General features: G+C 70.1%; 11 protein-coding genes. 4 read left to right on the plus strand and 7 right to left on the minus strand.

Features of this window, described 5'->3' with window-relative positions; translation table 11 throughout:
• Positions 1-68 precede the first annotated feature (68 nt).
• Both AC1DOC_RS04915 and AC1DOC_RS04920 read left to right on the plus strand, forming a co-directional pair.
• The gene (locus tag AC1DOC_RS04915) at positions 69-278 is read left to right on the plus strand and encodes a zinc-finger domain-containing protein (protein WP_012745419.1); all 210 of its coding nucleotides are present in this window, start codon (positions 69-71) and stop codon (positions 276-278) included.
• On the plus strand, positions 275-691 hold the full coding sequence (locus tag AC1DOC_RS04920; RefSeq protein WP_478080013.1) for an ABZJ_00895 family protein: 417 nt from the start codon (positions 275-277) through the stop codon (positions 689-691). The genes AC1DOC_RS04915 and AC1DOC_RS04920 overlap by 4 nt, the downstream gene beginning before the upstream one ends.
• On the opposite strand, the gene AC1DOC_RS04925 is transcribed toward AC1DOC_RS04920, so the two are convergent.
• The 7 genes from AC1DOC_RS04925 to AC1DOC_RS04955 form a co-directional block, all read right to left on the minus strand.
• Positions 692-1,951, minus strand: a complete 1,260-nt coding sequence (locus AC1DOC_RS04925) for an O-antigen ligase family protein (RefSeq protein ID WP_478129477.1) — start codon at positions 1,949-1,951, stop codon at positions 692-694.
• 142 nt (positions 1,952-2,093) lie between these two features.
• A complete protein-coding gene (locus AC1DOC_RS04930; protein WP_278879258.1) occupies positions 2,094-3,290 on the minus strand; it encodes an ATP-binding protein in 1,197 nt (398 codons plus the stop codon).
• A gap of 7 nt (positions 3,291-3,297) precedes the next feature.
• Entirely contained in the window at positions 3,298-4,020 is a 723-nt protein-coding gene (locus AC1DOC_RS04935) for a response regulator transcription factor (RefSeq protein WP_012745423.1), read from the minus strand.
• Complete coding sequence (locus AC1DOC_RS04940; RefSeq protein ID WP_478080011.1) at positions 4,017-5,723, minus strand: NAD(P)/FAD-dependent oxidoreductase; 1,707 nt, start codon at positions 5,721-5,723, stop codon at positions 4,017-4,019. Before AC1DOC_RS04940 ends, AC1DOC_RS04935 begins: the two co-directional genes overlap by 4 nt.
• Positions 5,724-5,729: 6 nt before the next feature.
• Positions 5,730-6,566: a beta-ketoacyl synthase chain length factor gene (locus tag AC1DOC_RS04945; RefSeq protein WP_478129478.1), complete on the minus strand. Its 837-nt coding sequence runs from the start codon at positions 6,564-6,566 to the stop codon at positions 5,730-5,732.
• 124 nt (positions 6,567-6,690) lie between these two features.
• The gene (locus AC1DOC_RS04950) at positions 6,691-7,893 is read right to left on the minus strand and encodes a beta-ketoacyl-[acyl-carrier-protein] synthase family protein (RefSeq protein WP_478079582.1); all 1,203 of its coding nucleotides are present in this window, start codon (positions 7,891-7,893) and stop codon (positions 6,691-6,693) included.
• 131 nt (positions 7,894-8,024) lie between these two features.
• A complete protein-coding gene (locus AC1DOC_RS04955) occupies positions 8,025-9,413 on the minus strand; it encodes an AmpG family muropeptide MFS transporter (RefSeq protein WP_412510139.1) in 1,389 nt (462 codons plus the stop codon).
• A gap of 58 nt (positions 9,414-9,471) precedes the next feature.
• On the opposite strand from AC1DOC_RS04955, the gene AC1DOC_RS04960 reads away from it, so the two are divergent.
• Both AC1DOC_RS04960 and atzF read left to right on the plus strand, forming a co-directional pair.
• Complete coding sequence (locus AC1DOC_RS04960; RefSeq protein WP_478079581.1) at positions 9,472-10,341, plus strand: M48 family metallopeptidase; 870 nt, start codon at positions 9,472-9,474, stop codon at positions 10,339-10,341.
• Between the two features lie 224 nt (positions 10,342-10,565).
• The coding region (gene atzF / locus AC1DOC_RS04965; RefSeq protein WP_478129479.1) for an allophanate hydrolase at positions 10,566-11,808 on the plus strand (1,243 nt) is incomplete at its 3' end.

Here is an 11,808-nt window from a genome sequence, read left to right on the forward strand (position 1 = left end):
TTCTTCGACATCGTGAACGGCAAGAACCCCAAATACGCCCACTGGCTCACGAAAGTCTGAGAAAAACCATGCCTACCAACGCAGTCGTCGAACTCCTGGCCAGGGAGCTCAACCATCAGGGCGGCGTGTTCTGCCCCAGCCCCAAGGCCGACATGAAGCTCTGGGACACCCACCCCAAGGTCTACCTGGACGTGGCGCGCACCGGTGAAGCCAAGTGCCCGTACTGCGGCACCGTCTACCGCCTGAAGGCGGGCGAGACGGTGTCGTCGCGGCATTGACCGTTCGCGGCCTGCTCGGGCGCTTCGGCGCCGCCTACCTGCTCCTGCTGCTCATCCTGGGCCTGGCGCTGAACATGTTCGGCGTCCAGGCCAACGCGGGCGTCAATACCGCCGCGCTGCTGGGCGCCGTGATGTGGGTGTGCCTGGCCTTCGGCAAGAAGAACGGCCGCTACCTCGCGCGCAATGAAAAGACCCGTGCCGTGCTCGGCATGATCGCGATCGACCTGGCGATCCAGGCCGCGGTCTCGGTGGCGGCGGCCATGGTTGCCGGCGCCTCGGTCCTGCAGCTGGGGCCGATGCTGTTGGTGCTGCTCTTCGTGGGCGTGCTGCACGCCGCGGTGATCTATTTCTTCGTCGGCATGGCCGGCCGGCAGTTCGCGGCCGCCGAAGCCAAGCGCAGCAGCAGCAGATAGCTATCGGGATTGCGGCGGGACCTCGAGCGCCGCCGCGATGCGGCGCGTCGGCCACAGGCCCTGCCAGGGCTGCGTCTCCCGCGGTTCCTGCGCGAGCCGCAGGTAGACCATCGCGATCCACAGCAGCGCCAGGCCGATCTGCGCGTCGCGCACGGCCGAGTTCACGCTCGACGCAATCAGCGCGATCAGCGTGGCCGCCAGCGCATAGCGGCCCGCGATGTCGGGCCGCTTCCACGCCTGCCAGACGGCGCCCGCCATGATGGCCAGCAGGCTCAGCAAGGCCGGCAGCCCGCCCTGCGCGCCGACCCAGAGGAAGTCGTTGTGCGGCATGTTCGAGTCGGCGAAGAGGGCCGGCCCGCGCTTGTGCCACTGGTCGGTCCAGCCGCCGATGCCCCAGCCCGTGAGCGGCCGGTCGGCGATCATGAGGCCGGTGTCGCGGTACATGTAGTAGCGGATGACCCAGCTGCCCTTGAAGATTTCGCCGGCCTGCGCCTTCTCGATTTCCTCCACGCCGGTCTCGACCTTGTGCCGCAGCTGCGGCAGCTGGTAGAGCGCGGCCGCCAGCACCACGGCGCCCAGCACCAGCGCGCTCACCAGCATCTTCAGGTGGCTGCGCCACTGGTGGATGCAGACCACCGGGATCACCAGCAGCAGCGCGAGCACCGAGGTGCGCGAGGTCAGCGGCAGCGCCACCACCAGCCCCAGGCCCAGCATCAGCACGAAARCCGGAATGGCGCGCAGCGGCCGGTGCGCGGCGATCTGCGCAATGCCCCACACGGCGGCCGTGGACGCCACCACGCTGAACAGCAGCGCATTGCTGATCGACTTGTTGCCCACTTCCATGACCACCGCGCGCAGCGGCGACCAGATCGGAAAGCCGATGGCGTAGTAGGCCACGACCAGCAGGATGTTCAGCGCCGCGATCAGCAGGAAGCCGCGCAGCGCCCAGACCGCTTCCTCGCGCGTGAGCGCCATCGCCATCAGGATGGTGAGGCCGATGCGCAGGCCGTGGAACAGGTTCGAGCCGGTCTCGGGGTAGTGCGGCCCGATGGCCAGCACGATGAAGGTCCAGGCCAGGTATGCCACCAGCGGCCACCACAGCGGGTTGGCGCGCAGCCGCGCGAAGCGCTCGCGCAGCCCGCCGGCCAGGAGCATGGTGGCGAGCAGCAGCAGGGCCGAAAGGTAGGTGAGGCCGACGGGCATGAACACCACCAGCCCCCAGAACATGGCCGCGGGCCTGACGATGTGCGATCTCTGCATAGGGGCGGGATTTTAGGTGGAAGGCTTGGTACTCCCCCAGGCTTCGCGCACTTCGTGTCGCTTCTCCTTCCCCCTCGCCGGGGGCGACGCCAGCGGCCCGGCGAAGCCGGTTCCGCGGCGTCCCGCGGACGAGACCGGGGGCTCAGTTCGCGGGCGCGCCCGCCGGCAGGCGGATCACGAAGCTCGCGCCGCCGCCCGGGCCGTCTTCGCAGCGCACGCTGCCGCCGTGCCGCTCGGCGATCGACTTCACCAGCGCGAGCCCCAGGCCCACGCCGCCGTTGCGCTCGCTGGCGCCGGGCAGCCGGTAGAAGGGCTCGAAGATGCGTTCGCGCAGGGCCGGCGGCACGCCCGGGCCGCGGTCGGTGACGCGCACGGTGGCAAAGCCGTTGGCGCTGCCGAGCTCCACCCTGATCTCGCCGGCGCCGTAGCGGCGCGCGTTCTCGAGCAGGTTGCGGATCGCGCGGCGCAGCAGGCGCGAGACGCCGGGCACGGTGAGCCTGGCGTTGTCGGTGCCTTCGACCAGGTCGAGCTCGGCATTCACCTGCGAGCACTCCTCGGCCGCGAGCCCCGTGAGGTCGACGGCCTCGATGGTGCCCAGGTCGGCCTCGCTCGCGTCGAGCCGGCTGGCCAGCAGGATCTCATCGATGAGCTGGTCGAGCTCGCCGATGTTGCGCGAGATTTCCTCGCGCGCCTTGGGGCTCGGGCGTTCGCCCATCAGCTCCAGGCCCATGCGGATGCGGGTGAGCGGCGAGCGCAGCTCGTGCGATGCATTGGCCAGGAGCGACTTGTGCGAACGCACCAGCTGTTCGATGCGTTCGGCCGACGCGTTGAAACGTTTGGAGAGATCAGCCACTTCGTCCTGCCCTTCTTCGGTCACGCGCACCGAGAGATCGCCTTCGCCCCAGCGCTGCACGCCGCGCTGCAGTGCCTCCAGCCGCTGGGTGAGCCGCCGTACGATCGGGTACACGCCCAGCGCCACCGCAATGCCCACGAGCGCGATCATCCAGCCCAGGCCGAACGGCGTGCGCCAGGGCGCGAATCCGCCGCCGGGCGGCCGGTCGCGCGGCGCCACGCGCAGCGTGAGTGCCTTGCCGTCGCTGAGCGTCACGTCGAACTCCAGGCCCTGGCCCGGCACGCGCAGCGCCTTGCCGGTGCCGATCGGCGTGTCCTGCGCATCGAGCACCACCACGTTGCGCGGCACCGGCGCCAGCCGTTCGCGCTCGGCCTGGGCCGCCTCGCGCACGATCCAGTTGGCCATCAGCGTGAGGATGACGACGCCGCCCACCACCGCGAGCCAGATGCGCACGTAGAGGTGGCGGGAGTAGAGGCTGCGCAGCATCGGCCGGTCAGTCCTGCTGCTTGGCGAACACGTACCCCACGCCGCGCACCGTGAGGATGCGCTTGGGGTTCTTGGCGTCCACCTCGATGGCGGCGCGGATGCGGCCCATGTGCACGTCGATCGAGCGGTCGAAGGCCTCGAGCTCGCGGCCGCGYACGGCCTCCATGATCTGGTCGCGCGTGAGCACGCGGCCGGCGCGCTCGGCCATGGCCACCAGCAGGTCGAACTGGTAGGAGGTGAGGTCGGCCAGCGCGCCGCCCACCGACACGGTGCGCGCATTGCGGTCGATCTCGAGCGTGCCGAAGCGCATCACGGTGCTGGCTTCGGTGTCGGCATTGTTCTCGCTGCGCCGGCGCAGCACCGCGCGGATGCGCGCGAGCAGCTCGCGCGGCTCGAAGGGCTTGGGCAGGTAGTCGTCGGCGCCGATCTCCAGGCCGATGATGCGGTCCATCGGATCGCCCTTGGCGGTGAGCATCAGCACCGACACCTTCGAAGCCGGAGGCGGCAGCGAGCGGATGCGGCGGCAGATCTCCAGGCCGTCGGTGTCGGGCAGCATCAGGTCGAGGATCACCAGGTCGGGCGCGTGCTGCTGCAGCTGCTCGAGGCCGCTCGCGCCGTCGCCGGCATGGGTGAAGAGGAATCCCGACTGCGTCAGGTATTCGCCCACCATCTGTGCCAGGCGGGCATCGTCTTCGATCATCAGGAGCTGGGGGGTACTCATGCGCTTCATGGTCGTGCACGGGGAGCAACGGGGCTTGAACGCTCCGTAAAGTTGGGTAAACGCGGCTTCCGGCTGTCATTCGGAAGTGCTGCGAAAAGCATAGCGCCGGCTTGCGCGCCGGCGGGCAGGTCGGCGATGTTTTCCTCGAGCAGCGAGGGCAGGGCGCAGCCGCCCAGGTCCGCATTGTCCGCCCGAGCGCGCGCGAGGATCTCGCCGGCCAGCTGGCGCAGTTGCGCGGCCGAGGCCCGGATGCGCGCCCTGAACGCGGCGTCGCCCAGCCGCGGGTCCTTCAGGCTGCGGTTGAGTTCGGCGAACCAGGGCATGGCGGCCTGGTCGAGCATCACCGGGGCGTTGCGCCTGGCGCTGGCCGCGGACCAGCTGCGCAGCAGCTGCTGCACCGCGAGGTTCAGGCGCTGGCAATGCTGCAGCTCGTCCTTCAGGCTGCCGAGCAGCATCAGGTCGGTGAGCCGCTGCTGGAAGAAGATCTGCGAGAGCACGCCCCAGTAGTAGGCGTAGTCCCAGATCACCTTCACCGGCAGCACCTCGGGGTCGCCGAACAGCGGGTACTGGTCCTGGTAGAGCGCCAGCGTGCTTTCGTAGAACGAGTGGTAGATCTGGTCGTAGAGCTGCGCGCGCGCTTCCACCGGGCGGCCCGCGCGGTCGTGCGCCACCAGGTCGGCGATGTAGGTGTTGCTGATCGCGATGAAGTCGCTGCCCGGCGAATAGAAGGGGTCGAGGAACAGGCCGGCCTCGCCCGTCAGGGCCCACCTCTGGCCCGAGAACACCTGCCTGCAGCCGTGCGAGAAATGCTTGAGGAACGCGAAGTCCTGCAGCAGGTGCCGCTTGCCGTCGAGCGCGTCGTACAGCCGCGGCTGGTAGGTGGCGAACCACCGCATGGCCTTGTCGAAGGTGTCGATGGTGTCCAGCGGGTGCAGCTTCGGGTCGGCCACGATGCCCACCGAATGCGAGCCCGAGGCCAGCGGAATCAGCCAGGCCCAGTAGCCCGCGCCCACCAGGTGGTTGGTCGAGAGCCAGCGCGCCTGCGGATCGCAGCGCCCGCGCCAGGCGGCGTCGTCGCTCCACTCGTCGATGGCAATGCGCTCGCCGATGCGGAACCACACGGCGTTGACGTCGTGCGCGTTGGCCTGCGCGAGCCCGAGCTTGCGCTTGAGCAGGCCGGCGCGGCCGCAGGCATCGACCAGCCAGCGTGCCTCGGCGCTGTGGGTTTCGCTGCCGCGCGTCCATTCGAGGCGGTGTGGCGCCTCGGCGTCCGGGGCCAGCTCGACGCGGCGCACCAGCGCGGCATCGTCGAAGCGCACGCCGCGCCGCACGGCCTCCTCGGCCAGGTAGTTCTCGAAGATGCCGCGGTCGATCTGGTAGCTGGGCACCGCCAGGTAGCGGCTGGCGCCGATCTCGGTGACCTGGTCGATGTCGCGCCGGCCCTCGCTGAAGAAGAAGCGGAAGCCGAACTTGCGCAATTGCGCGCCGTCCATGTGGGGCTGGAGACCGAGCACCGTGTCGAAGTAGTGCGCGCCGATCTCGACCGACGACTCGCCCACCTTGTGCGCCGCATGCGGCACCGGGTGCGTGCGGCGCTCCAGCACCAGCACGTCGATGTCCTGGAAGCGCTGCTTCAGCTGCAGCGCGAGGGTGAGGCCCGCGAGCCCGCCGCCCATGATCACTGCGTCACATCGTTGCGCAGTGCCGGTCATGGAATCTCAGTCCCGGATCGGCCGCAGTTGCAGCCGCAGCGACAGGGTGGAGGAAAGCGGCAGCCCGATGGGCGGCGGCGGACCGCCTTCATCCAGCCGTGCCAGCGCTTCGAACAGGCCGAGCGCATGGGCCATCGGGTTGATGTGCGCCAGGGTCTTGGCGGCCTCGGAAAGCGGCGCGGGCGCGGTGCCCTTGCCGCCGCTGTCGTCCATCGACCAGTCGAGCGCGGCCACGCTGCGCGCCGTGCGCCCGGGCGCGATCACCAGTGCCACGGCCAGCAGGCCCTGGCTGTCGGTCACCGAGGTCAGCGGGCCCACCGTGGGCGTGTCGTAGCCCACCAGCAGCACCGGCGACTGGTCGGCCGCGCATTGCACGGCCGCTTCGAGCAGGCCGGCGGCAAAGCTGTTCTCGTAGGCCGAGACCGAGTTGCTGGCCGCCATGCAGCCGGTGCCGATGGTCCAGTAGCCCACGGCCGCGTTGTGCACCGAGTTGTGGAAGCGCGTAGGCGACAGCACCGTGGGGTCGGTGGCCAGCGTGCTGCACATGTAGTCGTTGATCGACARGTCGCCATGCGCCGAGACGAACACGCAGGGCACGTCGGCCGCATTGCGGCCCGAGCCCGCCATCGACGCGGCGGCCACTTCGAGCGCCAGCGCCACGGTGTCGGGCGCGCGCCGGCGCTCGGCCGGCGCCAGCACCTGCGGCGACGGCCGCTTGGCCGGCGGATCGGCCAGCCCGCCTTCGCCGCGGAAGGCGGCGCGCGCGGCGTCCCAGCCCGGCAGGGTGGGCGTCCAGAAGGCCGGGCCTTCGATGTAGAGAGTCGGGGGCGTGGGGACGCTCATGCTGGTTGTCATTGGATGGCCTCTTCGCGGAACACCGTGGAACCGGCTTTGCCGGGCCACTGGTGTTGCCCCCGGTAGGGGGAGGGAGAAGCGACACGAAGTGCGCGGAGCCTGGGGGCGAGCCTCATGCCTTTGCCTTGCCGAACACGAGCGAGCAGTTGTTGCCGCCGAAGCCGAAGGAATTGGTCAGCGCATAGCGCACCTCGCCATGCGCGGGCGCGAGCCGGATCTGCGGGCCGAAGCCGGCGTCGAGCAGGTTCGTGTTGACCGTGCCCGGCATCAGGCCGCGCTCGATCGCGAGCAGGCTGATCACCGATTCGACGATGCCCGCCGCGCCCAGCGTGTGGCCCATGAAGCCCTTGGTCGAGCTGGCATGGGTGCGTGCCGGAAAGCGCCGCGCCACCAGCGCGCCTTCGACCTCGTCGTTCTTCTGGCTCGCGGTGCCGTGCATGTTGATGTAGTCGATGGCCTCGGGCGCCAGGCCCGCGCGCGCCAGCGCCTCGTCGAGCGCGCGCTCGGCGCCCAGGCCCTCGGGGTGCGGCGTCGACATGTGGTGCGCATCGCTGGCTTCGCCGTAGCCCAGGAGCCGCAGCGGCGCGGCGGCGTCGTCCTGCACGCGCTCCACCAGCGCGAAGCCGGCCGCTTCGCCCAGGCTGATGCCCTTGCGGCTCGCATCGAACGGCCGGCACGGCTCGCTCGACACCAGTTCGAGCGAGTTGAAGCCGAACAGCACGCTGCCGCACAGCGTGTCGACCCCGCCCACCACGGCGGCGTCGGCCAGGCCCAGGCGGATCAGCCGCTCGGCCGAGGCAAACACCTTGGCGCTCGACGAGCAGGCAGTGGAAATCGTCTCGCTCGGCCCGCTGAGCCCGAGCACCTGCTGCACGAACATCGCCAGCGAGTGCGGCGTGTGCACGGCCGGGCGGCGCTGGTCCGTGGGAAAGCGGCCGTCGGCGTCGAGCTGGGTGTAGGCCAGCTCGGTCTCGCCGATGCTGGAGGTCGAGGTGCCGAGGATCAGCGCGATGCGCGAAGGGCCGTACCTGGCCCGCGCGGCCGCCACGGCCTCGGGAAAGCCGTCCGCATGCAGGCCCAGCCAGGCCAGCCGGTTGTTGCGGCAGTCCCATGAGGCCAGTGCCTCGGGCAGGCGGATGTCCTCGAGCCCGTCGACCCGGCCGATCCAGGTGGGCAGCGGCGCATCGCCGAAATCGTTGGCGCGCAGGCCGCTGCGCGAATGCTCGAGCGCCTCGGCGAGCGGCTCCTTGCCGACGCCGACGGCCGAAGTGGCCGTGAAGGCGCTGATCTGAAGGGGAGAAATGCGGGGCGGCACGTTGCTTGTGGGTTTGGCGGACGGAAGGTGAATGATCGCTCTGGGAGCGAGGCGGCAGGTAAGCGGAAAGTGACAGCCTACCAGTTGCGCGGGGCCCCGGGCGTCAGCTGTTTTCCCATGCGGACCGCGCCCTATTGACGCCCGGCCGGCGCCTTGGTGGTGGTGATGCGGGCGGCCAGCGCCACCAGCAGCAGCACCGGCAGGCCCAGCAGCGCGGTGCCGGTGAAGAACTGGGCGTAGCCGTGCGCATCGACAAAAGCGCCCGAATAGCCGGCAATGAACTTGGGCAGCAGCAGCATCAGCGAGCTGAACAGCGCGTACTGCGTGGCCGAATAGCTGATGTTCGTGAGGCTCGACAGGTAGGCGATGAAGGCCGCCGAGGCAATGCCCCCGGCCAGGTTGTCGGCCGACACCACCGCGATCAGCGCCGTCAGGTCGTGCCCGCGCGAGGCCAGCCAGGCAAAGAGCAGGTTGCTCGCCGCGCTGAGCACCGCGCCCAGCATCAGCACGCGCATCACGCCCAGCCGCATCGACAGCACGCCGCCCACGAAGGCGCCGGCCAGCGTCATGACCACGCCGTAGATCTTGCTGACCGTGGCCACCTCGTCCTTGGTGAAGCCCATGTCCACGTAGAAGGGGTTGGCCATGATGCCCATCACCACGTCGCTGATGCGGTAGATGGCAATCAGCGAGAGGATCAGCGCGGCCTGCCACTTGTAGCGGCGGATGAAGTCGGCAAAGGGCTCGATCAGCACGCTTTGCAGCCATTCGGCCGCGTTCTTCGGCTTGGGCAGCACGCGGCGCACCGGCTCGGGCGAGAGCAGCACGGTCAGCACGCCCACCGCCATCGAGGCCGCCATCACCAGGTAGGCCGTCTTCCACGCGCCGTTCTGGTAGGCCGCCGCGCCCGTGGCGGCCGCTGCTGCCGGCGCCACCTCGGCCCAGGCCGCCACCCACAGCACGCCGGCGCCGGCCCAGATCATCGCCAGGCGGTAGCCCGTTTGATAGGCGGCGGCGAGCGCGGCCTGCTTGCGCGTTTCGGCCGACTCGATGCGGAAGGCGTCCAGCGCGATGTCCTGCGTGGCCGAGCCGAAGGCCACCAGCAGCGCGCACCAGATCAGCGGCGCGAGGCCCTGGCGCGGATCGTTGAGCGCCATGCCGACCAGCCCCGCGACCACCATCCCCTGCGCCAGCAGCAGCCAGCCGCGCCGGCGCCCGAGCAGCGTGGTCAGCGGCGGCAGCGGCAGCCGGTCGACCAGCGGCGCCCAGACCCACTTGAAGCCGTAGGCCAGGCCCACCCAGCTCAGGTAGCCGATGGTGGTGCGGTCGATGCCCGCCTCGCGCAGCCGAAAGCTCAGCGTGCCCAGCACCAGCAGCAGCGGCAGGCCGGCGGAAAAGCCCAGCGCCAGCATGCGCAGCGTGGCGGGCTCGAGGTAGACCTTCAGCGCATCGCGCCAGGGCGGGGAAGGGGCGGTGGAGGTTTCAGCGGGCTGGGCAGACATGAACTCCGGATTGTCCATGAGCGCGCGCCGCCTGCCGAGCCRTCTTTTTGTCGGCAATTGTTCCTATGATCCGCGCATGTGCACACGATGCGAGCTTCTTGTTGTTTCTTCCGCGGCTTCCTCGGCGCCGCGCGCCTCGGCCTGGCAGCCGCGGCGGGCCTTCCTGCTGGCGGCGGCCGGCGCCGCGCTGGCCGGACCGGCCCTGGCGCAGGTGAACGTGGGCAATGCCTCGGTGGCGCGCAACCTGGTGCCGGCCGACCGGATCGAGGCCGCCGGCGTGCAGCAGTACGGCCAGCTGCTCGAGCAGGCGCGCGCCAAGCGTGCGCTCGCGGGCGACGGCAATGCGCAGCTGCAGCGGCTGCGCACCATCGCGAACCGGCTGATTCCCTTTGCCACGCCGTGGAACGCGCGCGCGCGTGAATGGAAGTGGGAGGTCAACCTGATCGGCAGCAAGCAGATCAACGCCTTCTGCATGCCCGGCGGCAAGATCGCCTTCTTCACCGGCATCCTCGAACAGCTCAAGCTCAGCGACGACGAGGTCGCCATGGTGATGGGGCACGAGATGGCCCACGCGCTGCGCGAGCATGCGCGTGCCCGCATGGCCAAGAGCGCGGGCACCGGCGCGGCGCTTTCCATCGGCGCGCAGCTGCTGGGCCTGGGCCAGATGGGCGACCTGGCGGCGCGCGCCGGCACGCAGCTGCTGACCCTCAAGTTCAGCCGCAGCGACGAGACCGAGGCCGATCTCGTCGGGCTCGAGCTCGCGGCGCGCGCAGGCTACGACCCGCAGGCCTCTGTGTCGCTCTGGAAGAAGATGGCCGCGGCGTCGAAGAACCAGGGCGGGCTGAGCTTTCTGTCGACCCACCCGAGCGGGCCGGACCGGATCCAGAAGCTCGAGGCGAACCTGCCGAAGGTCGAGGGGCTTTACAAGGAAGCCAGGCGCAGCTGAGGTCTTCCCTTTTCCTCTGAAAGAGGGCTGTGTCTTGCTCCCTCTCCCTCCGGGAGAGGGCGGGGGTGAGGGCAGCGGCCTTCTATATGTGAGCCGCGCTTCATCGGCGGCACGGAGCCCTCACCCCAACCCTCTCCCGGAGGGAGAGGGAGTAAATCCACCAAGGCCCGCTTCCGGCTGGCACATTGCTTGCATCTCGACTTGTACACAAGTTTGGATGCCTGATGATGGTGCATGAAGAAAACGGATCGGCTGCCGCAGCGTGGATTGCCCGCTTTCCCCGGCCCGTGCCCGGCGCGGACGCGGGCCCTCTCGCCGGCTTGCGCTTCGCCGTCAAGGACAACATCGACGTGGCCGGCGTGCCCACCACGGCCGCCTGCCCGGCCTTCGACCGCCGGCCGGCTGAGCACTCGGCCGTGGTGCGGAAGCTGCTCGATGCCGGTGCATCGCTGCTCGGAAAGACCAACCTCGACCAGTTCGCCTGCGGCCTGAACGGCACGCGCTCGCCGTATGGCGAAGTGCCCAATGCCTTCGACGCGCGCTATGTCTCGGGCGGCTCCAGTTCGGGCTCGGCCTACGTGGTGGCCGCCGGCGAGGCCGATTTCGCGCTCGGCACCGACACCGCCGGCTCCGGCCGCGTGCCCGCCGGGCTCAACAACATCGTCGGGCTCAAGCCCTCGCGTGGCCTGCTGAGCGCCTTTGGCGTGGTGCCCGCCGCCCAGAGCGCGGACTGCGTGTCGATCTTCGCGCGCAGCGTCGGCCTGGCCGTCGATGTGCTTCTTGCGGCCGCGGGACCCGACACGCGTGACCCTTATTCGCGGGAACTTGCGCTGCGCAGCCACCCGTTTCCGCCAGCCTTCCGCTTCGGCGTGCCCGACACGCTGAGCTTCTTCGGCGATGCCGCGGCCGAAGAGGCTTTTCGCGATGCGCAGCTGCGGCTCGCCGCCCTCGGCGGCACGGCCGTGGAAATTCCCTACGCGCCGCTGGCCGAGGCCGCCGCGCTGCTCTACGAAAGCGCGCTCGTGGCCGAGCGCTATGCGGCGGTGCGCGGGTTCTTCGATGCGCGCGGCTCCCAGGTGATCGAGCCGGTGCGCGGCATCCTCGAAAGCGGCCGCGGCTACAGCGCCGCCGACGTGTTCGAGGCGCAGACCCGGCTGCGTGCCATCGCGCAGCAGGTCGAGCCGATGTGGCGCGGCATCGACCTGCTGCTGGTGCCGACCGCGCCCACGCACTACACGCGCGAGCAGATGCGCGCCGACCCCGTGGTGCTCAACCGCAACCTCGGCGCGTACACTAATTTCGTCAACCTGCTGGACTACGCAGCGATCGCGGTACCGAGCTCGCTGCGCGCCGACGGCCTGCCCTTCGGCATCACGCTGATCGGCCCGTGCGGCAGCGATCTTGCGCTGGCCGAGCTGGGGCAGCGCTATCACCATGCCACCGGCCTGCCGCAGGGCGCCACGGGCT

Source organism: Variovorax sp. 01T439_2, assembly GCF_056398445.1.

What these genes read in the sequence shown, in the direction of transcription:
- AC1DOC_RS04915 (WP_012745419.1), top strand. Translation starts at nt 69, where the DNA reads ATGCCTACCAACGCAGTCGTCGAACTCCTGGCCAGGGAGCTCAACCAT.
- AC1DOC_RS04930 (WP_278879258.1), bottom strand. Translation starts at nt 3,290, where the DNA reads ATGCTGCGCAGCCTCTACTCCCGCCACCTCTACGTGCGCATCTGGCTC.
- AC1DOC_RS04940 (WP_478080011.1), bottom strand. Translation starts at nt 5,723, where the DNA reads ATGACCGGCACTGCGCAACGATGTGACGCAGTGATCATGGGCGGCGGG.
- AC1DOC_RS04955 (WP_412510139.1), bottom strand. Translation starts at nt 9,413, where the DNA reads ATGGACAATCCGGAGTTCATGTCTGCCCAGCCCGCTGAAACCTCCACC.
- AC1DOC_RS04960 (WP_478079581.1), top strand. Translation starts at nt 9,472, where the DNA reads ATGTGCACACGATGCGAGCTTCTTGTTGTTTCTTCCGCGGCTTCCTCG.